This window comes from Ahniella affigens (assembly GCF_003015185.1).
GTDB lineage: Bacteria > Pseudomonadota > Gammaproteobacteria > Xanthomonadales > Ahniellaceae > Ahniella > Ahniella affigens.
In genome coordinates this window covers 5208306-5232748 of sequence record NZ_CP027860.1, presented here as the reverse complement: position 1 = coordinate 5232748, position 24443 = coordinate 5208306, and the positions used below count along the sequence as shown (strand labels likewise).

The 24443-nt window shown below is 60.8% G+C and carries 26 protein-coding genes; 22 read left to right on the top strand and 4 right to left on the bottom strand.

From position 1 onward, the window contains the following. The first annotated feature begins 471 nt into the window (after nt 1–471). The 4 genes from C7S18_RS20270 (at nt 472) to C7S18_RS20260 (ending at nt 4550) form a co-directional block, all read left to right on the top strand. A complete protein-coding gene (locus tag C7S18_RS20270; RefSeq protein ID WP_206207935.1) occupies nt 472–723 on the top strand; it encodes a hypothetical protein in 252 nt (83 codons plus the stop codon). Between the two features lie 259 nt (nt 724–982). Then, on the top strand, nt 983–1249 hold the full coding sequence (locus C7S18_RS20265; RefSeq protein ID WP_106893278.1) for a hypothetical protein: 267 nt from the start codon (nt 983–985) through the stop codon (nt 1247–1249). Nucleotides 1250–1274: 25 nt separating this feature from the next. After that, on the top strand, nt 1275–1412 hold the full coding sequence (locus tag C7S18_RS25425) for a choice-of-anchor Q domain-containing protein (protein WP_425481082.1): 138 nt from the start codon (nt 1275–1277) through the stop codon (nt 1410–1412). Nucleotides 1413–1676: 264 nt separating this feature from the next. Then, complete coding sequence (locus C7S18_RS20260; protein ID WP_146152035.1) at nt 1677–4550, top strand: FG-GAP repeat domain-containing protein; 2874 nt, start codon at nt 1677–1679, stop codon at nt 4548–4550. A gap of 666 nt (nt 4551–5216) precedes the next feature. Here C7S18_RS20260 and C7S18_RS20255 read toward each other — a convergent pair. Continuing rightward, nucleotides 5217–5780: a hypothetical protein gene (locus C7S18_RS20255; protein ID WP_106893276.1), complete on the bottom strand. Its 564-nt coding sequence runs from the start codon at nt 5778–5780 to the stop codon at nt 5217–5219. Between the two features lie 259 nt (nt 5781–6039). On the opposite strand from C7S18_RS20255, the gene C7S18_RS20250 reads away from it, so the two are divergent. Next, nucleotides 6040–7473 (top strand): hypothetical protein, encoded by a 1434-nt coding sequence (locus C7S18_RS20250; protein WP_146152034.1) that lies wholly within the window; start codon nt 6040–6042, stop codon nt 7471–7473. 50 nt (nt 7474–7523) lie between these two features. Here C7S18_RS20250 and C7S18_RS20245 read toward each other — a convergent pair whose 3' ends face one another. Next, nucleotides 7524–10268, bottom strand: coding sequence for an EAL domain-containing response regulator (locus C7S18_RS20245; RefSeq protein ID WP_146152033.1), 2745 nt, complete (start codon nt 10266–10268; stop codon nt 7524–7526). Nucleotides 10269–10690: 422 nt separating this feature from the next. On the opposite strand from C7S18_RS20245, the gene C7S18_RS20240 reads away from it, so the two are divergent. From C7S18_RS20240 to C7S18_RS20205, 8 genes are all read left to right on the top strand, one after another. After that, on the top strand, nt 10691–11236 hold the full coding sequence (locus C7S18_RS20240; protein ID WP_106893273.1) for an RNA polymerase sigma factor: 546 nt from the start codon (nt 10691–10693) through the stop codon (nt 11234–11236). Further along, a complete protein-coding gene (locus tag C7S18_RS20235) occupies nt 11229–11675 on the top strand; it encodes a hypothetical protein (RefSeq protein WP_106893272.1) in 447 nt (148 codons plus the stop codon). Before C7S18_RS20240 ends, C7S18_RS20235 begins: the two co-directional genes overlap by 8 nt. A 583-nt stretch (nt 11676–12258) precedes the next feature. Beyond that, complete coding sequence (locus C7S18_RS20230) at nt 12259–13026, top strand: exodeoxyribonuclease III (protein WP_106893271.1); 768 nt, start codon at nt 12259–12261, stop codon at nt 13024–13026. After that, nucleotides 13016–14464 (top strand): AmpG family muropeptide MFS transporter, encoded by a 1449-nt coding sequence (locus C7S18_RS20225; protein ID WP_106893270.1) that lies wholly within the window; start codon nt 13016–13018, stop codon nt 14462–14464. Before C7S18_RS20230 ends, C7S18_RS20225 begins: the two co-directional genes overlap by 11 nt. Before the next feature lie 83 nt (nt 14465–14547). Continuing rightward, the gene (locus C7S18_RS20220) at nt 14548–14841 is read left to right on the top strand and encodes a hypothetical protein (RefSeq protein ID WP_106893269.1); all 294 of its coding nucleotides are present in this window, start codon (nt 14548–14550) and stop codon (nt 14839–14841) included. 73 nt (nt 14842–14914) lie between these two features. Further along, nucleotides 14915–15208, top strand: coding sequence for a hypothetical protein (locus C7S18_RS20215; RefSeq protein WP_106893268.1), 294 nt, complete (start codon nt 14915–14917; stop codon nt 15206–15208). Nucleotides 15209–15234: 26 nt separating this feature from the next. Beyond that, on the top strand, nt 15235–15618 hold the full coding sequence (locus tag C7S18_RS20210; RefSeq protein WP_106893267.1) for a hypothetical protein: 384 nt from the start codon (nt 15235–15237) through the stop codon (nt 15616–15618). After that, the gene (locus C7S18_RS20205; protein ID WP_106893266.1) at nt 15615–16076 is read left to right on the top strand and encodes a DUF3574 domain-containing protein; all 462 of its coding nucleotides are present in this window, start codon (nt 15615–15617) and stop codon (nt 16074–16076) included. Before C7S18_RS20210 ends, C7S18_RS20205 begins: the two co-directional genes overlap by 4 nt. Nucleotides 16077–16082: 6 nt before the next feature. Here C7S18_RS20205 and C7S18_RS20200 read toward each other — a convergent pair whose 3' ends face one another. Continuing rightward, nucleotides 16083–16847, bottom strand: a complete 765-nt coding sequence (locus C7S18_RS20200) for a glycosyltransferase family 2 protein (RefSeq protein ID WP_240624062.1) — start codon at nt 16845–16847, stop codon at nt 16083–16085. Between the two features lie 53 nt (nt 16848–16900). Further along, nucleotides 16901–17305 carry a type III secretion system chaperone family protein gene (locus C7S18_RS20195; protein ID WP_106893264.1) on the bottom strand — a complete coding sequence of 135 codons (405 nt, stop codon included), beginning with the start codon at nt 17303–17305 and terminating at the stop codon, nt 16901–16903. Between the two features lie 176 nt (nt 17306–17481). On the opposite strand from C7S18_RS20195, the gene C7S18_RS20190 reads away from it, so the two are divergent. The 9 genes from C7S18_RS20190 to C7S18_RS20150 all read left to right on the top strand — a co-directional run bounded on the left by C7S18_RS20190 (nt 17482) and on the right by C7S18_RS20150 (nt 24434). After that, the gene (locus C7S18_RS20190) at nt 17482–17862 is read left to right on the top strand and encodes an MGMT family protein (protein WP_106893263.1); all 381 of its coding nucleotides are present in this window, start codon (nt 17482–17484) and stop codon (nt 17860–17862) included. Next, nucleotides 17862–18419: a SixA phosphatase family protein gene (locus C7S18_RS20185; RefSeq protein ID WP_170113387.1), complete on the top strand. Its 558-nt coding sequence runs from the start codon at nt 17862–17864 to the stop codon at nt 18417–18419. Before C7S18_RS20190 ends, C7S18_RS20185 begins: the two co-directional genes overlap by 1 nt. A gap of 46 nt (nt 18420–18465) precedes the next feature. Then, the gene (mscL, locus tag C7S18_RS20180; RefSeq protein ID WP_106893261.1) at nt 18466–18882 is read left to right on the top strand and encodes a large-conductance mechanosensitive channel protein MscL; all 417 of its coding nucleotides are present in this window, start codon (nt 18466–18468) and stop codon (nt 18880–18882) included. A 147-nt stretch (nt 18883–19029) separates the two neighbouring features. Further along, nucleotides 19030–20871 (top strand): M1 family metallopeptidase, encoded by a 1842-nt coding sequence (locus C7S18_RS20175; protein ID WP_106893260.1) that lies wholly within the window; start codon nt 19030–19032, stop codon nt 20869–20871. 9 nt (nt 20872–20880) lie between these two features. Beyond that, complete coding sequence (locus tag C7S18_RS20170) at nt 20881–21624, top strand: helix-turn-helix domain-containing protein (RefSeq protein ID WP_106893259.1); 744 nt, start codon at nt 20881–20883, stop codon at nt 21622–21624. 90 nt (nt 21625–21714) lie between these two features. After that, entirely contained in the window at nt 21715–22050 is a 336-nt protein-coding gene (locus tag C7S18_RS20165) for a zinc ribbon domain-containing protein YjdM (RefSeq protein ID WP_106893258.1), read from the top strand. A gap of 189 nt (nt 22051–22239) precedes the next feature. After that, complete coding sequence (locus tag C7S18_RS20160; protein ID WP_106893257.1) at nt 22240–22620, top strand: CD225/dispanin family protein; 381 nt, start codon at nt 22240–22242, stop codon at nt 22618–22620. A gap of 24 nt (nt 22621–22644) precedes the next feature. After that, on the top strand, nt 22645–23067 hold the full coding sequence (locus tag C7S18_RS20155) for a DUF2752 domain-containing protein (protein WP_106893256.1): 423 nt from the start codon (nt 22645–22647) through the stop codon (nt 23065–23067). An 86-nt stretch (nt 23068–23153) separates the two neighbouring features. Continuing rightward, nucleotides 23154–24434 (top strand): acetyl-CoA C-acetyltransferase, encoded by a 1281-nt coding sequence (locus C7S18_RS20150; protein ID WP_106893255.1) that lies wholly within the window; start codon nt 23154–23156, stop codon nt 24432–24434. The last annotated feature ends 9 nt before the right edge of the window (nt 24435–24443 follow it).

Sequence of the window (24443 nt, the reverse complement as noted above, 5' to 3'; positions counted from 1 at the left end):
GCGAGATGCTGAAGCGAACCTTGAGCCTTCCGTCGCGCCATCACGCCGTCTGGTCATAGGCCTGGAACAACCGGCCCGGCTTCAAAGACGGCGGCAGCGTACGCAGGTGTCGTCAGGCATCACCGTTTTGATCCCACTCCAACCTAGCGCTGCGCTGACGGGACAAATCACTGTGCACAATGTTGCGGCCCGGCGTTCTATAGATTGGGAAAGACGAGGGGATCACTTGCGCTGAGCCGGTCACACGCCGGTATCAGCATCGACAGGACCTGTGTCCAGGCACAGGTTGCTGCAGCCGGCACCAGTCGGGCCGTGCCTGGTTTGGCCAAGTGATCTGCACGTCAACCTGTGTTGCCTCAGTCCACAGCGCCAGCATCAAACCGGCGCGCCGGTCGGGCAGGGCAGCAGATGCCAATTCGTAACCACATCACTCCGGTGACAGCGTGTCACCATCTCTTGGGAGGAAGTACCATGGCAACTCGTGCACAACATGCCGTTCTACAGAAGAAGATCACCGCGCTCAGCAAGGCGCTCGCCAATCTTGGCAAGGGCACTGATCTTCGCGACCTCATTCTGATCATTCGACAACCCGGCTGGACCACACCGGCGGAACTTCGCTTCGCGGTGGCGATGGTCGACAACCTGCAAGCCCAGACCGACCTGATTGCCAAGACCTCCAAGGACCTGCTGACCGCAGCCAAGGCGGTCGAGCTCCGCGGCTAAAAGAAACGATGGCACGGCGTGGCGCGCGGGCACGCGTCACGCTGGCCCGCTTTCCGGCGAGCTTGCACCCGTCTCTCCGTGCGATCCGCCAGCCTTGCTGCCTGCGATGATCGAATGGCGCAAGACGCATCGGCCTTGAGCGCCGAAATCAGCTGACCGATCTGCGCACCATCTTCCGCTTCTGCGTTAACAGTCCGACATCAGGCTTGGGTCAAAACAGACCTCGAGTCCTCGGACGTTTCCCCATCAGGAGCGCAGCATGCTAAAGGCAATTCGTTACGGTGCATGGACCGTGGTTCTCAGCGCCAGCCTCGTGAGCGCGGCATCTGCTGCCACGTGGACGGTGACGACACTGGCTGATAGCGGACCGGGCAGTCTCCGTGACGCCATCAATCTTGCCGCGGCCGACGATCAGATCAATATTCAGCCTGGTCTGGCGGGCACGATAATGTTGAGCACGCCATTCAGCCTGAGTCGCAGTGTCGAGATCCATGGCAATGGCGCGGTGACGCTGAATCGCGCCTAGCACGGGCAGCCCGCTGATCAATGCGGTGGCACAGGCGAACTGCGCATTGGTTCCCGAGGATCAGCGGGGCTTTCCAAGGCCCGCGACCCTGTGCGACATCGGTGCCATTGAAGCGAATGCCACGAGTGCACCAGATGCGATGTTCGCCGACGCATTCGAATAGCGTTGGTCGTTGTTGAGGATCGGCGATCAGGTCTGGCCGTTGTGTGACGACCGTATTCAACCACTGCCCGATTGATGGGCCGAGCCATCGATCGAACCCAGGAGTCCGAACCAAACGACGGTCGTCGGCATATCGCACGGCGAAAGCGCAAAAACGTCCCTGCAACATGGTTGCCGAGCCGATCCGAAAAAGTGACCCATCAGCGTGGCGGGTTTCGATCAGGCGGTCCGTATCTCCAAACAAGACCTCACGGAGACCGCAACCATGAAACGCCACAACTTGTTCCCCCGCATTGCTTTGCTCACCCTGGCTATCACCCTATGCCTGGACGCCGCTGCCTCGCCTTTCGTCGTTGAAGACATGCCTGCCGATTTGGACGGTGTGGCGCACCCCTGGTCGGATGCCCGCAAGCCGGTTGGCGTTGATTTCAATGGCGATGGCGAAGCGTCCTGGTATGCGGGCGGCAATCGCATTGCACATCCCAAAACACCGACCCCACTCGACCCGCTGCGCTATGGCACCGTGGCCCTACCAGGCATTTCGTTGCCGGTCTGTCCCAGTTGCACGCCTCGCGGCGTAGCGTTCTCGGTGGATGACTTCAACAGTGACGGGATTCCCGACATCGCCCGCATTGTCGAGTGGGTGGGCCAGACCGGTGACTACACGCTGCAGGTCTACCTGGGTAGCAACACCAACGCGTTCACGTTGGGTGACCGCCGGGATTGGACCGATTCCAACGGGAACACGCTGGGGATTCACACCTATCAAACCCGCGTCGCCGACTTCGACAACGATGGCGATGCCGATATTGGGATTCTTTCGACTTATGAATTCCTCGCGACCGTCAACGATGTCCATGTCGATCGCGGCAACTTGCGAATTCGCTGGAACAACCTGGGTGCTTTCGCCACCGAAACGACGATTCAATCGCAACATTTCAGCGACTACTCGCAACTGACCGTCGCCGATTTCGACGGCGACACCGATGTCGACATCCTCGTCAATTTTCAAACCACCTGGAACGGTACGCAGAGCTACACCGCCGCCTCGCGGCTCTTTACGAATCAGGGGACCGGCGTGTTTACAGCCACGACCGACAGCTCGTTCGACGTCAATTTCTTTCACGAGCCCCAGTTCTTCGCGGATCTGGATCGAAATGGTTGGCCAGAATTGGTGACGGCTTCGGTAAACCTGTTTCTCCGCAAGTACCATCCCGATACCGGCTGGTCCAGCTACACCATGTACGGTGTCGTGGAACCAGGCGTTAACCGATCGGGCGTCGTCGCGGCCGATATGAATGAAGACGGGATTCTGGACATCGTCACGGTTGAAGGTCCAACAGTCGAACAACGGCGTGATCTGGTCTTGCACCAAACCGGGCTCGCAGGCTCCAGCCAGTCCAAGCAAACCATCACGAGCTTTGCGTCCAACATTACGCAGATTGGTACCGGTGACGCTCGCGGCGACGCTGACAGCGATCTCCTGGTTCGACTGGAAAACGGCAGTTTCAAGTTTGTCCGAAATACCGCGCAACGACTGGAATCGCGATTTGGCACCACGACTCAGGCGACGCCCCTGGCGGGGTTGACCCGGATCGAGGCGGGGGACACCGATCGCGACGGCATCGATGATCTGCTGGCCCTGAAGCCATTGGCCAGTGGCTCGCACATGGAGATGCTCAAGGGCAGCGGCAGCACCACGTTCGCGGCACCCATCTTCAAGATTCTGGCGAACACGCCGAGCGACTTTAGCATTGGTGATTTCAACAATGATTCCCGGATGGACTATGCGTACGTGGTGCCCAACGCCGGTGCCGTGCGGACGGTGATCCAGAACGACTCGGGATTCTTCAGCTGGACCGACAGCAAGATCGCTGACTTCGCCGGTGCCTCGACGATTGCAACCGGAAACGTTCTGAGCGATGACGAGTACGACGACCTGTTTGCTGGCAGCAACACCAACGGCGCACTGATGGCTTTGCGCAATACCGGCACCACTTGGTCAACGTCAAACCCACGCGCATCAAGCGGCATCTTGCCGAGTACGGTGACGGTGCTGCCCGACTACGTCGGTTTTGCTGACTCGCCACTGGCCTGTGGATCCGATGGTCTCAGCTATCAGATGAACGCCTACACGGTGAGCATCGGTTGGGGCCAGACTGCGCAAATGGTGCAAGTCCAGGACATTGGTCAAACCGGCAAGTGCGCCACTGCAAACCTGGACGCTGATCGCGCCCCGGAGGTCCTGTTCATGACCGGAACCGGCGACCTGGCCTGGTGGAATCCAACCAACACGCCGGCATCCCCATACACTGTGATCGATCAGTCGCCATCCGCAGCAATCAACGGCTATGCAGTCACCGACTGGACCCGCGATGGTCTCGAAGACGTGCTGACCGCCACCGATACGGGTGTGTACCTCTACTCCCGCGAAGGTTTGGACGATCATTGGAGCCGCCGCCGACTCACCAGCACAGCTGCGAATGACGTCACCGCTTTGGACATCAACCGCGACAGCTTGCCCGATGCGGCCTATACGACGAGCACCGGCGTCAACTTTTCCATGAACATCTCAGCAATTGCCGAGGCGGGCGATGTGAACTATCCCGGCGGGCTGCCGGTGGTGATGTCGGCGGGACAATCGGCGATCGCGTTTGATGGCGAGATCCTGAACCCGGGTCGATTCGACGAGGATGCGAGCATCGCGATCACGAGATCAACCGTCTATTTCAAGAAAGTCGTTTACACCGGCGATGTGTGGTCGCCTGGCGCGGCGATGATCCGAGCGGAAGTGGAACAGGCCGTGGCGAGTGTGGCGATCTTGATGGATGGTCTGGTGATCGGTTCGGCTGGCACTGCCGCCGTGGCCGGTGATGGCAGCCTGCAGGTCAATTACTCACAGGCCCTCGGCAACCTGGTGCCCATTGCGGCTGCCAGTAACAAGAAGCTCGAAGTTCGCGTGACGTTGAAGTCAACCGCCGGTTCAGCCAGCTACACCGAGTTCATGGTGGTAGGTGGCGGCAATATTGCCAGTGTGATCTCCGGGTCGACGGTTACTTCGCGTACGAGCCAAGTGGGGCCGGCCCCGTACAACCTGGTTCGCATCAACCCGAATTTGTTTGCCAACGGTTTCGAGTGATTCGGTAGTGTCTGCGCAGGAGGCCTGGATGATGTCCAGGCCTCTTGACTGAGCGGGGGCCTTTTTTTGGGAGCTATGGTCGCACGGAAGGTGCGCTGATTCGCGCATCAAACTGTCAGCGACGATGCGCGATTCTTACGATGGCACAGTGTGGCAAGTAGCCCTCTCCAAAGCCCGCTTCCACTCGCGTGGGAGCCTAGCCGCCCCTTTTGGTGCGCTGATTCGCGCATCAAACTGTCAGTGACGATGCGCGATTTTCACGACGGCACAGTGTCGCAAGTAGCCCTCTCCCCAGCCCGCTTCCACTCGCGTGGGAGTCTAGCCGCCCCTTTGGTGCGCTGATTCGCGCATCAAACTGTCAGCGACGATGCGCGATTTTCACGACGGCACAGTGTGGCAAGTAGCCCTCTCCCCAGCCCTCTCCCACTCGCGTGGGAGAGGGAGCATTTCTCCCTCCCCCGCGAGCGCGGGGGAGGGCCAAGGGAGGGGGTTACTTGCGGTCAGAATCATCACCACCCGCAATTTATTGGGTCGCAAGACCAATGGGTTATGGCGTGATTGATGAGAGGGCCTTCAGGCCCGAGTCATTCTTGCCGCGAGCTTGATTCGCTGTTTGTGGGAGGGCCTTCAGGCCCGAACCGATCTTGCCGCAAGACCAGTCCGCAACTAGCCTGCGCTTGAAAAGAGCCAAGCCAATCGGCCCATCATGACTACGAGCACAGCCAGGCTCAACGCCAGGCAACATCGGCTGGCATAGGAGACCAGCAGGGATTGGAGCTGCCCTGGCGGCGCAGATACACCCTGGTTCAACAGGACGGGCAGGACAAACGTAATCAGCCAAAACAAACCCAGCGCAAGCAGCGGTAGCCACCCGAGTACCGCAGGGGGCAGGGTCTGAACACTGAGGCCAGAGCCGCACGCAACGCCACCTGCGGCGTTCATGCTGTCCGAGAAGCGCCGGACCAGGGTTGGTCGGTCCAATATGGTCTCGGTGGCCCGAAAACTGAGCCGGTTGCAGCCTTGGACCGCAGGGTCGGTCTGCCATTGCACCGCGTGGAGCTTCGAGCCGTAGTGTGCGACAAGCAGGTCGTTGACGTGTTTGGCGCTGAGCTGACTTACGCCCAGCTCAACCTTCACCGGTTGGCAGAGTGTCAAGACGACACCATAGGCTGCGACCAGCAAATAGACGTACAGCGCCAGCTTGTTCCGGCGCTGGGTAGTGGGTGTCATGCTGCCTCCAGGTCAAGGCTTCCGAATCTGGTGGCGATTCTAGGCAGCCATGGCATGGCCGCCAGTATTGGTTCGTCATTCGCGCAAGTTGCTGGCCACAAATTGGGGTGTCTTCCCAAGCTGCGGCACCAAGCTGGGATGTTCGCGAAGCGGTCCGGAATCGGCATTTCAACCCGCCAATCTAGTGTTCGACTTTGGGGTTTGCCCCATTTGGGTGCCCCATCTCGTACTCAGACTTGAACCCCAAATCTGGTATGCCATGAAGACTGTCACTCGCCTTGCCTTTTGCGCCGCTACCCTCGTCGCTACTGCCGCTTACGCCGGCTCCTTTAACCTGAATTATTTTGCCGAACTGGAAGGCACGTTCACGAGTTCCACGACCCCGGCACCTGGCCGAGTGGCCGTGTCGTTCGACCTCTCGGGCTCCCAATTCACCGATCTCGGTATTGCGGCATTCTCGGATCCGAACGACGGCAAGATCACTGCGGTCGCGCGGGTCGACATCAGCAATGCCGACACGAATCTGGTGGGCATCGCGCTGTCTCGGAATCTCTACACGGGCGCTGCCGACATCAGCTTCGGTGGTGGTGATGGCAAGGTGGACTTTCAGGCGCTGAACATCACGGACGTCATTGATGCCTGCCAAGACACACAAGGTCGGTTCGTGGTCGCAGCAAGCGCACCGGGAGCGTCGGGTAGTGGTGGTCCCAAGGATATGGCGTTGGTGCGCTTTACGGCGGCGGGTGACTTGGACCTGACCTATTCCAGCGATGGCAAGGCAGTGTTCAGCCTTGTCGATGGCGGCGGCGAGCGCGACGAGGCGATCAACGATCTGGAGTGCCTGCCCGGTGGCGACTACTTCATCGGCGGCTGGGCGAAATCCGGAACGGGGGTCAAAGAACCCGCGTTTGCGCAGATGCCAGCAACGAGCAACCACGATACGTCGGTTGCGCAGAGTGTGCTTGGCATCGCGAGTGGCGAATCCGATGGCCAAGTCACTGCGGTGTATTTCAATCAGCCGGCGAATGCCTACGTCATTGCGCAGACCTTGCTCGGCGATACTTTGCCGAGCCGCACCGTGGTGCAACACTACGCCTTGCGCGATGGCATCGCGTTTGACTTGTACCCGCAAATTCCAAATATCAACGTTGGAATCGACCATTGTCCAACACTGGCGATCCCGTCGATTATCGGCATCACCGCAATAACCGGCACCGACTATGCCGCCAGTTTGCTCTACACGAGCTCGGGGCAGCGCCACGCGGCGGTGGCGCGCATCAACATTGGCGAAAGCGTGCTGGTCAGCTGCACGCCAATGCAGTTTTCGCTGACGAACGCCGGCATCACGCCGCCCCTCGTGTATGGAGGCTATGTGTTCATTGCCCTCGGATTCGCGCCGCTGAATGGAACCGCCACGCCAAGCCAGATGCGTGCGTTCTCACCGAGCGCAAATGGCTTGAGCTTGCTGACCGAATCAAACTTCGGTACGAACGGCGTCGCGAGCTGGTCACACACGTTCAGTTCCAGCAATCCAAATAACAACCGCTCGTTTGTGCAGCGGCTGTATGTCGATCCAGCTGGGCTGATCATGGCCGTGGGCTCCCGGGTTTGGAACGGCAACGATACGGACGTCGTTCTGACCCGGCTTGGTTCGAGTGGCGTCTTCCGGAACGGTTTCGAAAACCCCGAATAGCCCACCTCGCGAATTTCACATTGGCTCAGAATGGCCGAACCTATCGGCCATCAAAACGAGCTGAAGTCTAGATCCGCGAGCTTCTTCGGCGCGCCGAGGTAGTGCCCTTGCGCATACTCGGCGCCCGACGCGCGCAGCGATGACAACGTTGCTGCCGAGTCGACATGCTCGCCAATGACGGCAAGCTTCATCGACTTCGCGAGATTGACGATGCTCGACACCATGGTGTGGTCGAGATCATTGTCGGCCATGCCTTCGACAAAACTGCCTTCGACTTTGACGAAGTCGACCGGCAAGTGGCGGAGATGCGTAAACGACGAGAAACCGGTGCCGAAGTCGTCGAGTGCAAACCGGCAGCCCAGGCCGCGCAGCAAATTCATGTGCTTGCGGACCAGATGCATCGATGTCATCTCGCTGGTTTCGGTGATCTCGAACACCAACGACTTCGGTGGCACGCCACTGGATCTGATCAAGTCCGAGATGGCCGACATCGCTTCGGTGTCCGCCAGGGTCTGATTCGACAGATTGATACTGAAGGCCACACGACCGGCAAACGCGTTCTTCTCCTGCAGCACAGTGAGCACGTGGCGCACGCCCCACAGATCGATTTTCGACATCATGCCCACGCGCTCGGCCAGTGGCACGAAGACGGCCGGCGACACAAACTCGCCTTTGCGTTCGCGCATCCGGATCAGCAGTTCGAACAGCACCTCGTGCTCACGATTGCCCAAGCGCCAGCTGCCCTCGGGGCTATCGGGGGCGCCGATTACATCGGTGATGGGCACAATAGGTTGCGCCGCGAACTCGAAGCGGTTTTCCTCGATCGCTTCCTTGAAGCGCGAAATCCAGCCGGCCTCCAGCTCCCGCGCGACACGCACGTCGTGCTCACCCACGTAGATCTGGGTCTGATCGCGACCACGATGCTTGGCGCTGCGGCACGCCACGCGGGCGTGCTCGATCACGTACTCTGGCGACGGTGTATCGCGCGACAACACGGCCACCCCGACCGACGCAGTGGCGTGTCGGCGCAGGCGATTCAACGGGTAGAACACCTGCCGCGCGAGTTCGCGAAAGCCATCGGCTACCGTAAACAAGTTGTCGAGCTGGACATTCGTCAGGAGCAGCGCGAGCCGATCGGCTTCGAGCCGTGCCAACACATCGCCGTCCCGCAGGCGCTTGCTGATCATCTGACCGTAATCGACCAGAATCTGGTCTGCGGCTTCGCTTCCAGCGATATCGACAATGTGAGTGAACCGGTCGATGTCGATGTACAGCACAGCGGAGTACCCGCCCGCCTCGCGCCGTCTGCCGAGCTCCTGGCTCAGAAGTTGGGTGAAGTGGCGCGCGTTGAACAGACCGGTGGCGTTGTCGTGGCTCAATTCCCACTTCAAACGATCTGCCGTTTTGCGTTCGGAAATATCGCGGAACACCACGACAGCGCCGTCGCGCTTGCCCTGAAACATCAGGGGGTGGACGGAGCATTCGACCGGCACCACGCGGCGGTCCCGATCAAAGAAAAATGTTTCCAAGCGGTTGATCTGCTCACCACTCCGGTAGGCCTGAGCGAGACGCGAATCGGCTTCGCGAACGGTCGAGCCCTGATCGTCGGAATGATGAATGGCGTCATGCGCCCGCATGCCAATCAGCGCGGACTCCTCGTCATGACCCAGGAGCCGCAGCGCCGTCGGATTGATGAAGCTCAGCATGCCTTGCGCATCGACCCCGTACACACCATCGCCGACCGACCCGAGAATGCCACCCAGGCGCTGCTTCTCGGCCAGCACTTGCTTGTGCATCAAGACCTGGCTGGCCAGGCTCCGGACGCGCGCCAGGAAGAGCTCCTTCGCCTCGTTCTTGAACGTGCACTCCAGGGCGCCCGCCTCCAGCGACTTGCGGATAATGTCTTCCCGGTACGTGCTGGTAATGATCGCAACCGGCGTGTCGCGATACTTGCTGATCGCGTGCAAACGCCGGCACAACTCATCACCGCTGCCATCGGGCAGAAAATAATCGAGTACGAACAAGTCGAACTGCTGTGCCTGGGCTTTGCTGAGCCCCTCGCTGATCGAGGCGGCCACATCGCAACCGTAGCCATTGCGTTCAAGCAAATGCTTGTACGCAAGACGCACGCTGGCCGAGTCATCCACAAACAGCACATGGATGCCATTGGGCTCTTTGTGAGGGCTGTCATCGGTGGGCGCTGCGGGTGGCGGCTCAACGACCGCGGCTGGCACGGCTGTGGGAGCCGGCTTACGCACGATTCCAGGCGCGGTCGTGGTTGTGCTGGCCGAGGGCTGCGACGGCGCGACGGGTGCCGCTGGTCGGCGGTCTTGGGATGCTTGTTCTGAGCGGGCGATCTCGGCTTTTGCGCGATCGATCCGATTTGGTTCTGGTGCGCTGACCGGTGGCGCCGCGGGCGCTCCGACAGCCTGGCGGATGACTGTCGGAATCTTCGAAAAGTTGGCCCATAGCAAGAACTGGGTTTCTGGGCGTGCGGTCAGAAACACCGAGAGATCGGCTGTGCGTTCATGCGCGAGTACCAGAACTGGCACTTTCAATTCGCGCGGATTCCGAAGGTAAAGGAGGAGATCGTCAAAATCGCGGGTCATCCGTGCCGGCGCGCCGAGAATCACCAGCGCGTAGGGCTGGCCCAGATCGCGGGCACGCTGCAGGTGGTCGAGCGTGTCGGCGTAACTGTCGAGTTCGGCCCAACTGCCAACCTGAGCCGCCTGCATGGTTCGCTGCAGGAGATGCTTCAAGGTTGTTGAACGTTCGACTACCAGAATTCCGGACACACGTGCTCCCTAGCGGACGGCAAATCGGCACGATTGCGCCGACTCGTTGGCAAGTCTGGCACAGGTTTAACCCGGCTCAGGCAGACAGACTCCGCTGTCGGACCATGAACCAAGCCGATCCTGAAACCGAGGACCCCACACAACCAGAAGCCGGATTGTGCTCGGCTTGGGTGCAATGCGGCAAGGGGCAGCTTGGCGAGCCGCGTTCGTCGCCAATATTGATCCGGCATGAATTGCGTTGAACTTCCGGTTCAACTCAATTCGTTTCGAGTCCGGCACGGCTCCGGTTCGAAACCCGCGCCAGTGCATCGTGCTGGCGCGGGCGGGCCATCCGTGGCCCGCGCGCTTGACCCGGCCGGAACTTGCTGATTATTTCCTGCCGGGTCAATAAGCTAGCGGGCCCCGCAGCCAGACCCTTGTGCATGCCAGACTCCAGACAAGCCCAACTGACCGCGCTCCTGGCGCAGTTCGGCCAGCGCCTCAGGGTGCTGGTCGAGCAGCATTGTGGGCGCGGCCAGGGCCTGGATCCGGACGATATTGAGCAGGAAGTCCGTATCAAACTCTGGCGAACGCTGGAAAGTGACAAAAAAGTTGAGTTCCCTGCGTCTTATATACAGAGAGTGGTCGTAACCACGGTGGTCGATGCGCTTCGGCGCGTCGAAAACCGCCCCACGGAAGACCTTGCCGATACCGACGAGGCCGACCTGGACCCCACTCTGGCCCAAGCCCCCAACCCGGAGCTTGAAGCCCGAGCCGACGAGTGGCGCAAGCGCTTATTGGCCGAGATCCATGAACTGCCCGAGCGCCGGCGCTTGCCGGTCAAGCTCGCGATTCAAGGCTTTACTGCCGACGAAATCGCCCGCCTGCTCGGCATTTCCATTGCCTCGGCCCAGCAATTGTCCTACCGCGGCATTGAAGAATTGAAGGATCGACTGCGAGCGCGCGGAGGCGAGAACATCGATGACTGACCAGGCATCCAAACTGACGACTCACCAATTGGCTGGCATTCTGGCCGGTGATCAGCGTGCATTGCTCGATCTCAGCCACGCCGACGACATTCGCGCGTTGAAGCTCGCGCTGGCAACCGAACCACTGGCACAAACCCTGGCCCAGGACGTCGCTCGGGTGCAGGCCGGGTCGTGGTTCGATCGGCTGCAAACCTGGTGGCGCGAGGCCGGCATGCCGCCGGTGCTGGCGGCCGCCGCGATTGGCGCGCTGGCGATTGGCGCATTCTGGGTGCGTGCACCCGAACATGCGTCGGCTCCAGCGATGGCGGCTCAGCCGTCCCCAGATACCCTTTTTGTCGCGGCATTCGACGAACAGAGCGATACGATGTTCGGTGGCGCCTTCGAGCAAGCCCCAACCGTCAGCGTCGACCAGATGTTCGGTGGCGGCTTCGACGGCTGAGTCAGGCTGCTGCAAGCCGCCCATTTGTAGGAGCGGCTTCAGCCGCGATCAGAGCTTGTCGCAAGCTTGATTCGGGCCTAATGGCCCTCCTACAACAAGCAAACCGCCTTGCCGTATCGGCCGCTGCCTGTTCGCCTTTTGTAGGAGCGGCTTCAGCCGCGAACAGAACGTGTCGCAAGCTTGATTCGGGCCTAAAGGCCCTCCTACAACAAGAAAACTGCCTTGCCGTATCGGCCGCTGCCTGTTCGCCTTTTGTAGGAGCGGCTTCAGCCGCGAACGAACTTGCCGCAAGCCTGATTCGGGCCTGAAGGCCCTCCCACACGAAGCGAATCAGTCTTGCCGCAAGCGCGGTCGAGCTCCATGGTTTTGTGGGAGCGGCTTCAGCCGCGAAGGAATCTTGCCGCAAGCTTGATTCGGGCCTGAAGGCCCTCCCACAAAGTGCGAATCGAAATTGTCCCGAAAGATCGTGATCGCCAGACTGGCAGCCGCTTGCCGCGGCTACTGGGCAGTCTGCAGCCGTCTGCCATCCCGACCCCAGAACCGATGCTGATACGATCCGCGCTTTCCCAGGGACGGCATCGGCATGCGCATCGTCAGTTTCAACGCCAACGGCATTCGCTCGGCGGCGAGCAAAGGGTTCTTCGACTGGTTTGCGGCGCAAGGAATCGATTGCCTGTGTGTCCAGGAGACCAAAGCCCAGACCGAGCAACTCGACGACGCCGTGTTCCGGCCCCAGGGTTACCAGCGCTTTTTCAACAATGCCGAGCAGAAAGGCTACTCCGGCGTCGCGATCTACGCCCGCCAGCAGCCGGACCAAGTGATTGATCGGCTGGGCTGGACACCATTCGATCGCGAAGGGCGCTATATCGAAGCACGTTTCGGCAATTTGAGTGTTGTTTCGCTATATTTACCGTCCGGATCGTCGGCTGAGGAACGGCAGCAGTTCAAATTTGAGGTTCTCGCGTATCTCACCCCTATCTTCAGCGAATGGCTCAAGAATGGCCGCGAATATGTGCTGTGTGGGGATTGGAACATTGTCCACACCGCGAAGGACATCAAAAACTGGAAGAGCAACCAGAAGACGTCGGGTTGCCTGCCTGAAGAGCGCGCCTGGCTCGACCTCCTGTTCCACCAGCACGGCTGGGTCGACAGCTATCGGCATCTGAACCCGTCCGGCGAGGACTACACGTGGTGGTCGCAACGCGGCCAGGCTCGGGCGAAAAACGTGGGATGGCGCATCGACTACCAAGTGGTCAGCCCGACGCTACGCCCAAAATTGCGTGCCAGCAGCATTCACGCCGAACCGAAATTCTCCGATCACGCCCCGCACGTCGTCGATTATGAGCGCTGAAGCCAAGAAACCGATCACCACGCTCGATGTCCTGAAGGCACTTGGCAAACCCAAGGTGCTGACCCTGCTGATGCTCGGGTTCGCGTCCGGGCTGCCGTTCATGCTGGTCGGCAACACACTTGGCTTCTGGCTACGCGAAGAAGGATTGGAGCTCAGCACGATTGGGTTCTTGTCGTGGGTGGGCATGGCTTACACCGCCAAGTGGCTCTGGTCGCCGTTGGTGGATCAGTTCGACGCGCCGATCCTGGGCAAATGGCTGGGCCGTCGGCGCGGGTGGGTGGCACTGACCCAAATCGTGTTGATGCTGTCCCTGTTCGGTACCGGATTTCTATCGCCGAGCCAACAGCTATTTGGCTTCTGCCTGCTGATTGTCGTCGCGGCGTTCGCGTCGGCCACCCAGGACATTGGCATTGATGCGTTGCGTATCGAATCAGCGGCCGATTCCGACGAACTCGGTCTCCTGACTGCGGCGAGCCAGCTTGGCTATCGCGGCGCACTGCTGCTGACCGATGCGGTGATTTTGATTGTCGCGGCCGACCTCGGCTGGCCGTTGTCCTATCAGGTCATGGGCTTGTTGATGGGTGTCGGGTTAATCGCGACTTGGCGAGTCTTGGAGCCAGCGAGGCCAGAGCGGCCGGCTTTGACCCTGGCGACATTTTTGACTTACAGATACGGACTGAAAGCCACCACGGTTGAACGAGTCTTTGGCTGGATCGAACGGTTTTTGGCTGACAGGCCAAAGCTTCGCCGCGTGCTCGCGCCGATCGGTAGGCTCGTTGAGCGAATTGTCGACGCAATTTATGGACCGGTTTATCTGTTCATCAAGACCCACGGCCGCCTGGCAGTCCTGATGCTGGTCACGGTCTGTCTGTACCGACTGGCTGACTTCATGATGGGGCCCATGGCCAATCCGCTGTATGTGGATCTTGGCTTGGACAAGGCTGTTGTCGGCGAGATCCGCGCATCTGTTGGTCTGATCGCGACATTTTTCGGAATTGCAGCCGCCGGGGTGACAGCGCTTCGATACGGCGCAATTCGTGCGTTGATCATCGGCGCCATTCTCGGTCCCGGCTCAAACTTGGCCTTCTCCTGGTTGGCTTGGCAAGGCGGTAGCCTGCCGGTATTCGGCACCGCCATGGCAATCGACAACTTCTCGGCCGGATTCGCTGGAACGGCACTGGTCACCTATATGTCGAGCCTAACCAATCTCGGCTATTCCGCCACTCAATACGCGCTTTTGAGCTCCGCCTACGCGTTGCTCGGCAAGGTCGCGAAGGGCCTGTCGGGGCTCGCCGTCGAAGCCCTCAAACCCCACTTCGGACTGATCGATGCCTATGCCTGGTTCTTTGTCGGGACCGCGCTGATTGGCATCCCAGCCTTGATTTCCTGCTTGTTGCTCGCTTGGCAAACCGACAGACGGCGCGAAAAACCCGCCTGATCGCACCAAAACCGGACCAGCGTCTCAGTTTCAAAGTGTTGCAGGTGGTCTATACTTAGCAACGACTTGTTACGGACCCGGTCATGGCAGATTTCGTATTGCGTGGCATCGAACCAGAAGTGGCAGAACGCATCAAGAACTTGGCGCGCGATCGGTCGTGGGCGATCAACGACGTCATCCTGCACCTGGTAAAACAGGGCCTCGGCATGAACCCTTTGGCCGACGAAACCAAGGCCATGTCGTTCTCCGCCGCCCCGGTTCGCGAAGTGGTTGGTCGCGGTGGCTATCACTTGTTCGGCCAAGACGAAGACCGAGCCATGCAAGCAGCGATCGAGGCATTCGAGCGGCTGCCGATTCAAGCGAGCTCGCTGAGCTGATCCAAACCAATTGCGTGGCGGGCGCGGTCATCGCGCGCCAGATGGCCACGATCGGACCTGACGGGTCTCATGGTTGACCGAATACATCACGCCCGCGCAACGCTTCGACGAGATTCTGGATGCCACGAGGTTCGCCGCATCAGGATTTGCCACTCAAGCATTGCGCGACGCCACTAGGCGCGACCTGGCCAAGACCAAATCGAATGCCGCCGCGGCCGATCGAGCTGACCCGGCAAACTTGAGCATGGCGCAAAGCCTGCGCGATGTTTGTGGCTCGCAGCGTGGGCGCGTCAGCGGGATTCGCGCCGTAGTGAACGGCCCGACCGCGCCACCATTCCCATTCCAAAACCGCCTCGCTACGCTGTAAGCACCTGTCCCGCCGGTTGCTGAACTGTGGAGTTCCTGCTCGCGCTGTTGCTCAAATTCTGGATCATGATCTGGGGCATTCTGACCGGATCGATCAACAGTCTGCCGTTTTTCCGGCGGCTGTTACTCAGGCGCGCGCTGGTCTCGGGGTTTGATGGGCACAACCTGACGCTCTCGGCCGGCGAGGTGCCCTTTCTGCTCCGCCAACTCGTCGTACTCGCGCCCGATACGCAGATGCGTTGGCAGATCGTCTTTCAGCGTGACGCGCTGATTCTGAGTCCGTTCGAGCGCCGACTCGTGCCGATCCCGGAGCGCGCTGCCAGTATCATCATCGAAGCGGAGCTCATCGAATTGCGCAAAGGCCGGCGCGCGCATCTGTTTCGGCGAATCTCAAGGAATACCCCGCCATGAACCGTCTGATCCCGTCGCTGCTGATGTTGGTGTTGCTGCCGATTACCCTGGGCGGCTGCATCCGAGTGAAAGTCCACGATGCCGAGCGCATTGGCCTAACGCGCTGCACCGAGACGGAGCAGTTGCATGATCGCTTTGTCCTGTACTTCGGTCGCAACAAGGCCGACGGCAGTGTGGTCACCGAGGCGGACTGGCAAGGATTCCTCGACGCGACGGTGAGCCCGCAGTTTCCGGATGGGTTTAGCTGGCTGGCTTCACACGGCCAATGGCGCGACGACAGCGGCAAACTCTGGCAGGAGCCGGGCTTCCAGCTGATCGTGCTGAGCAAAGATCCCGCAACAGCAGAGGTGCAGGCGGTTTCGGAAGCCTACCGGCAAGCCTTTGCTCAACTCGCGGTGTTGCAGGAACGCGGCAAGGTGTGCGTGCGGCTGGATCAGGCGCCGCCGGCCAGCGAGTAGGGCAGCCTATTGGCGTCGAATCGCAATTCGCGCCGCTTCCCAAACGCCATGCACCATGAGCCCGAGTGCCAGCGCAGGCCAAAGCAGACGATCGCCGACATGCTGCGGATGCCGCCACAAAAAGCGCGCCAGGTTCACATGTTTGTGCCAAGCCACGAACCAAGGCCGCTGCTGACTGGAGCTGCCCTGATGATGGGTGGCTCGAAGATCCAGGGCGACATAGTTTTGAGCACCGAACTTGCGGGCCCGCGCCATCAAGTCCAGATCTTCGGCATGCAGAAAGAAATCCCGATCAAAGCCGCCGAGTTGCTCGAACAGCCGGCGTGAGATCAGCATGAGTGCGCCCGAACCGGCTTCGACCTCTTGCCACGGTTTGGCGACGTCCAACTGGGCCTGCCGTGGGCCAAAGAGCAGTCGCGAACAGCTCGGCAACAGCCGGGTCGTTGCGCGCTCCAACTGGCCTGACGGCGTGCGGGACGCCAGGCCGATCACGCCCGGATTCACTGCAGCCTGCGCGCGCGCCAGCAACTGATCGACCGTCTCGGGGTCAACGTCGCAGTCTGGGTTGAGAAACAGCAACCAGTCGCTATCACAAGACGCTGCACCCTGGTTGCAGGCCGTCCCGAATCCGGGGTTATCAGCCCGCTTCTGCATCGAAAAGCGCGAATCATCGGCGAAAAGTGCCGCAACGCGTTCTGGCACACCATCATTCGAGTGGTTGTCGATCAACCGGATTGCCGACACCGACGCCGCGCCGGCAGCCCGCCTCAGGCAGGCTTCCAGCAGCGGGCCACTGTCATGACTGACCAGGATGAGCGCGAGGCTCAGACCACGTCCTCGCCGCGGCGCAGGAGTTGTTCCAGGCGATCGGCCAAGGTCGCAACTTCGCGCACAACGGCGTCGATCTCGCCGGCATCCAGGCTCGAATAGGGGCGGTTCTCGCACAAGTGCAAATATGGTTCTCCGTCCAGGTCGAACAGCGCCAGATAACCAACGCGCTGGGCCCAGTTGAACTCCAGAGCGCGGGCGGCGTCGGACGTGCTGAGCGGGGCGACCGGGGTCGACACCCGCAAATAGCGGCGGGCCGCCTCGGCTTCGAGTTCGCCCAGAAACACGCCCTGGGTGCGACCGTCGGCGGTTAGAAAGTCGAAACTCAGCTGATAGGCGTCATTGGTGTTGAGCTCAAACTGCGACGACACGTGCTTACGGATATCTTCAAAGGTACGCATGGCTTTCTCCAGATGGTTCCACCCGCATACGTCCTGTGTACGGGTTATTTTGAAGCCCTGAACGCGTTCAGAGCCTATCGATCAAAGGGCGGGCATGCCGGTCGAGACCGCATGACATCCAAAGACGCCCCGGTCGACGGATTCAGCCCGATCGACGATGGCGCTATCGTAGCGGGATGAACGCCCCGAATCCCGCCTTGGCCGATATCCAGGCCGCCGTCCGTGCCATTCCCATTGGCCGCGTGTCGAGTTATGGCGTGCTCGCCGCCCGCGCCGGCTGGCCTGGGCGGGCCCGGTTGGTGGCGCGGGCGCTATCGGCGTCCGAAGATCCAGACCTGCCATGGCACCGGGTGTTGCGCTCCGATGGGCGGATTGCCTTTCCGGCCGGGACAAGCCCCTTTCGCGAGCAGAGTCGACGCCTGAAGGCCGAAGGCGTGAAAGTGGTGGCCGGTCGGGTCGATCTGAAAATTTACGCGTCGAGCGCGCAGGACTCGCTGGATGCCGCATTATGGGGGCCGCCGCTGCCGCCCAAACGAACGAAAAAGGAGCAAGCCTGATGCGAATGCTGTTGATCTGGTCCGTTTTGATGGGTGCAAGCTGGCTGGGAGGATCGGCCCATGCGGTCACGCCCGATTCGGAATCGGCGCCACCGGTCACGACGGTCGTTTTGCTGCGCCACGCCGAGAAGCAAGCTGTCGGCAAGGACCCGGAATTGACGGACGCCGGCCAAGCGCGCGCCGCCAGCATTGCGAGCCGCTATTGCCAAACGGGCGTGCGACTCGTCGTTGCCACCGAATATCGGCGGACCCAGGCCACGGCGGAGCCATGCGCCAAACTGGCCGGACAACCGGTCCAAGTGCTGGCAATCAACCAGGATCTGAACGCCTACGCCGACGCGCTGAAGCAGAAAATCCTGGCCGAGGCAGCGGGCGGCAAGGTGCTCGTCATTGGTCACAGCAACACCGTGCCGGCCATCATCCAGGCGTGGACCGGGCAGGCCGTCACGCCGATCAGCGACACCGAATACGACCGCTGGTTTGAGCTCCAGATCGCGACCGACGGGCAGGTTCGTCTGCAAGAATCCCGCTACGACGCCACTGATTCCACGCCCTGATCGGGCACCTATATACCATCACCATTCTAAAGGGGAGCCTTCACCGATGAGCATGATCAAGGAATTCAAAGAGTTCGCAATGCGCGGCAATGTCATGGACCTGGCCATCGGTGTGGTCATTGGTGCGGCCTTCGGCAAGATCGTCGGCGCATTGGTCGACAAGATCATCATGCCGATCATCGGCTATCTCACTTCTGGCCAGAATTTCGCCGATCTGGCATTGAACCTCGGTGAAAAGACCAATCCTGATGGCACAGTCGTTCCCGCCGTCGCGATTGGCTACGGCGCCTTCATCCAGTCGATCATCGACTTCATCATCGTCGCGTTCGTCATTTTCCTCGTGGTCAAAGTCATGAACCGTCTGAAGCGCGCCGAAGCCGCGGCACCGGCCGCCCCGCCCGAGCCGACCAGCCAGGAAAAGCTGCTCGCCGAAATTCGCGATCTGTTGAAGGCAGGCAAATAGGCGGGAAACCGGCAGCTAACACCGCACCGAGCACACTATGTCGAGCCCCGCGCGGGCCGGCGGCGTGCTGCCCGGCACATGCCGTAGGCCCGGACTTGCGCGATCATGTTGGGCTGTCACCACAACAACAAGTTAGAGGACTGATCCATGCGAATCCTGAAATGGACCTTGCTGGCCTGGCTCGTCGCCGCGCCGGCGCTGGCCGAAATCAAACGGGACCATCACTCCGCCGCGCGTCTCGACGAGGTACGCATCAAGCACTTGTATCTTGATCTGGACGTGCAGTTCGACAAGCAACAGTTGGCCGGTTTTGCCGACCTGAGTCTGGACTGGAAGAAACCCGACGCCGGTCGGCTAGATCTCGATACCCGAGACCTCAGTATCGACCGCGTGCTGGTCAAGACTGATGCGGGCAAGTGGCACCGCGCCAGCTTCACGCTCGGGTCGCGCAATGCCATCAAAGGGCAAGCGCTGACCATCCGCTTCGCCGGGCATCCGAATCTGGTCCGGGTCTACTACCGCACGTCACCCAAAGCGTCTGGTCTACAGTGGCTGAGCCCTGAGCAGACGCTCGGCAAGCAGAAGCCGTTCATGTTTTCGCAGGCGCAGGCCGCGCATGCGCGCTCGTTCGTGCCGCTACAAGACACCCCTGCGGTGCGGTTCACGTACAGCGCACATGTAACGGCGCCCCAAGGCATTCGCGTCGTGATGAGCGCGGACAACGATCCGAACGCGACTGGCGCTGGCGGCTATCGCTTCAACATGCCGCAGCCAATCCCGTCCTATCTGCTCGCGATTGCCGCGGGCGACTTGGCCTTCCAATCGATCGGTCCGCGCTCTGGTGTGTACACCGAGCCCGGCCGCCTGGCAGCGGCCGCTAAGGAATTTGAAGACACCGAGGCCATGATCGCCGCAACCGAGCGCTTGTACGGCCCGTATCGCTGGGGTCGCTACGACCTGCTGATCCTGCCGCCATCGTTTCCGTTTGGCGGCATGGAAAACCCACGGCTCAGTTTCATCACGCCGACAGTCATTGCCGGCGACAAGTCACTGGTCAGCCTGATTGCCCACGAGCTCGCGCATTCCTGGTCCGGCAACCTGGTCACCAACGAAAGTTGGGAGCACATCTGGTTGAACGAAGGCTTCACCAGCTACGTCGAGAACCGCATCGTCGAAGCCGTGTTCGGGCAGAACCAGGCCAAGATGGAGCAGGTGATCAGCCAGCGCGAGCTGATGGCCGAACTGAAAGAGTTGCCGGCGCCGGATCAACGCCTGGTAGTCGACCTCGCTGGCCGCGATCCTGACGACGGCCTGAGCGGTGTGCCCTATGACAAAGGCCAATGGCTGCTTCGCACCATCGAAAAGCGGCTGGGTCGCGACACGTTCGATCCGATCTTGCGGGAATGGTTCGACAGCCACGCGTTCCAGAGCGTCGGCACCGATGAGTTCCTGAACTTCTTTGGCACCCGCATTTTCGATAAGCACGATGCCGCCTTTCCGCGTCTGGAAGTCGAGGAATGGCTGTACCAGCCGGGATTGCCGGCTTCGGCGCCGCTGACGGCCGCACCGGCCTTTGATGTGGTGGACGCCGCGCGGACCGACTTCCTGGCTGGCGCCAAGTCAGCCGCAGCACTGCAAGCCGGCAGCTGGGTGACCCAGCAATGGCTGCACTTTCTGAACGAACTGCCTACCGACCTGAGCCAGGACAAGCTCGCCGACTTGGATGCGGCGTACCACCTGTCCGACACCAAGAACGCCGAAATCGCGATGCGCTGGTTCCTCGCCGGAATTCGCGCCGGGTACGAGCCGATTCGCGCGCCCATGCGCGCCCATCTGATCGGCATTGGTCGGCGCAAGCTGATGATGCCGCTTTGGGGCGAACTCGCGAAAACCCCAGCAGGCAAGGCCTGGGCGCGCGAGGTCTACCAAGTCGCGCGGCCTGGGTATCACCCGATTGCGCAAGCCTCCGTAGACGCCGTGTTGAAGTGAGGGTTGGCCATGACCTTGCGCCTTGAACTGGTTGATGCACTGAAGCGACTGATCAAGGCGCGCGGCATGACGTATGCCGATGTCGCCAGCCGGATCGATATCAGCGAGGCCTCGGTCAAGCGCTGGTTCTCGCATGCCGACATGACGCTGGAAAAGCTCGAATCCATTTGCGTTGCGATCGGCTGCGATCTCCAGGAGCTGCTCGAATTCTCGCGCTCGGAAAAGCCGCCCGTTTCCGAGCTCAGCGAAGATCAGGAGGAGGCGCTGGTGGCCGATCCGCGCCTGTTTCTGGCGTTGTATCTGGCCATCAATCGCTTCAGCGAAGAGGAAGTGCTGTCCCGCTACAAGTTCTCGAAACCGGACTGGACGTTGCTGCTCGCCAAACTCGATCGCCTCGGCATTATCGAATTGCAGCCGATGAACAAGGTGCGCCTGCGCACCGCACGCAACTTCCGTTGGCGCAACGGCGGTCCGATCGAGCAGTTGTTTGCCCGTCAGCTCCTGCCGGAATTCTTCGCCCGACCGTTCACTGGCGCTGACGAAAAGCTGGTGCTGCTCGCCGGTTCCGTCAGCGAACCGACGGCCGCCCTGATGAAGCAACGCCTGGAAGACCTTGCACGCGAGTTCGATCTGCTGCTGGCTCGTGACAACTCCCTGGCCGCCAGCGAGCGTGTTGGCATGAGCCTCGTGTTGGCAATGCGGCCTTGGCAATTGAAGGCTTTCGACAAGATCCGCAAGGCCGACGACGAATAGCGCAAGCCGACCGGCGCCGGTTTCAACCGATTCCCACTCCCAATCCCATCAGACGCGCGACCAACACCCCGGCCGCGCCCAAGGACTTTCATGACCCTGCCTGCCTGCCCGAAATGCCAATCCACCTACACCTATGAAGACGGCAGCAATTTCGTCTGCCCGGAATGCGGGAATGAGTGGACCGCCGCGGCTGCAGATGCGCCAGAAGCCGCGAAAGTGGTGCGCGATGCGGTCGGGAATGTCCTGCAAGACGGCGATTCGGTCACCGTGATCAAAGACCTGAAAGTCAAAGGCAGCTCGTCCGCGCTCAAAGTGGGCACCAAGGTCAAAAACATTCGTCTGATTGACGGCGACCACGACATCGACTGCAAGATCGACGGGTTCGGCGCGATGCAACTGAAGTCGGAATTCGTGAAAAAAGTTTGAGCCCGAGACGCGCGCTGGTCTTCACATTTCGACCAAAACGCGACAAACCGCCCGGAACATGGCGGTTCTGTGGCGGGTTCCGGTCAGGACTGGGAGCCGGAGTCCGGGTCAACCACCCATCAATCCCCTGATCACACCTTGGCAGCCGACAGTCTTTGTGATTGCATCGGGGTTCTGGAGGAGACAACAATGAATGATCCGATGCAATCGCCCCCACCGGGGCCCCCGCAGGCGCCCATGTACAGCCCGCCGTCCGGCGGCACACCTGTACCCGACTACATGGTGTTTGCGATCCTGTCGACCGTGCTCGGCACCCTGTTCAACCTCATGGCCTGTTGCTGCCTGCCGGTTGCGCTCGGCACCGGTATTTTCGCCATTGTCCAAGCCAACAAGGCCAAATCCTTTGCGGCGGCTGGCAACACGCTGGACGGGCAGAAAGCCGCCAGCCAAGCCAAGATCTGGAGCATCGTCACAGCGGTGATTGGCGTGCTGTGCCTGCTGTTCTGGATTGCGTCGCTGGTCTTCCAGTTCGCGCTCAATCCGCAAATGATCGAAAACATGATCCGCTGAGATTCGGATCGTTTGGTGCGTGTGATGGCGCTGCCGCGCGCTGCCTGGCATGGGCTGTGGATCGTTCCGATCGCAGCCCTGCTTGGTTTTGGGCTGGCGATGGTTTATCAGATCGACCCAAGCCAGTCGGGGAGCCCGTTTCCGGGTTGCTATTTTCATCAGGTAACCGGTTGGCATTGTCCCGGGTGTGGCAGCACGCGGGCGGTGCATGCATTGCTGCATTTCGACGTGTTGCGCGCGCTGCACATGAACGCGCTGCTGTTGTTCACGCTGCCATTTGTGCCGGGCTTGATCCTTCGGCAGTTCCGGCCGCTGCCAAGGTGGTATGAGGCCCTGGTCAAACCGGTCGCGAATGTCTGGTTCTGGCTCGTTCTGTACCTCGGCTTTGGCCTGCTGCGGAATCTGCCCTGGTCTCCCTTCACCTACCTGGCGCCCCTGACCGGCTGATCGTGCCCGCTACCCAGTCTTTCGACTGTCGCGCTCCAGCGGATTGTGGTTAGCATCGGCCCTCTCACCGATTTCAGGAGCCGACCATGAGCCAAGCCCGACGTGTCGCCATTCTCGGCGGTCGCCGTATTCCGTTCTGCCGCAACAACACGGCCTATTTTGAACTCGGCAATTACCCGATGTCGGTGAAGACTGTGGGCGGTCTGGTCGAGGCGTTTGGCCTGAATGGCCGGGAAGTCGGCGAGGTGGCGCTTGGTGCCGTATTGAAGCTCAGCTCCGACTGGAACATTGCGCGGGAAGTCGCGTTGGGTTCTGGATTGTCGCCCAAGACGCCGGGCATCACCATGGCGCGGGCGTGCGGCACGAGCCTCGATACGGCGATTCACATCGGTAACAAGATCGCGCTCGGTCAGATTGATGTTGGCATCGCCGGCGGCACCGACACCACGTCCGACGTGCCGATCGTCCTGGGCAACAAGTTGCGGCGGCGCCTGCTGAACGTCAATCGCGCCAAGACGATGGGGCAGCGCCTGGGCGCCTTTCTGAAAGGCTTTTCGCTGGGCGAACTGAAGCCGGGTTTTCCGGGTGTGGCCGAGCCACGGACGGGCAAGTCCATGGGTGATCACTGCGAAATGATGGCGAAGGAATGGGGCATCACCCGCGAGGCCCAAGACCTGCTTGCGTATCAATCGCATCAAAAGGCCGCCGCAGCCTACGAGCGCGGCTTCTTCAAGGATTTGGTCACCCCGTTCCAAGGCTTGGAGCGGGACAACATTCTGCGTCCGGAAACCACCCTGGAAAAACTCGCGACGTTGAAGCCCGCGTTCGACAAAGTCTCTGGCAAGGGCACATTGACGGCCGCCAATTCCACGCCGTTGACCGATGGCGCCTCGGCCACGTTGCTGGCGAGCGAAGACTGGGCACGCGCCGAAGGCCATGAGCCGCTTGCCTATCTCACGCACTCACGCGTCGCGGCCTTCGACTTTGTCGCGGGCGAAGGGCTGCTGATGGCACCGACTCAGGCCGTCGCAAACCTGCTGAAAACGACGGGATTGACCCTGCAGGACTTCGACTACTACGAAATCCACGAGGCGTTCGCAGCCCAGGTGCTGTGTACGTTGAAGGCCTGGGAAACCCGCGCCTACTGTGTCGACAAGCTCGGTATGCCTGACGCGTTGGGCGCGATTGATCCGGCCAAACTGAATGTGGTCGGCTCGTCGCTCGCCTTTGGACACCCGTTTGCCGCGACCGGCGGCCGCGTGTTGGCCACGGCTGCCAAGTTGCTGAAAGAGAAGGGCGGCGGTCGGGCACTGATTTCGGTTTGCACCGCCGGCGGCATGGGCGTCGCCGCGATTGTCGAACGCTGAGGAGCGGAT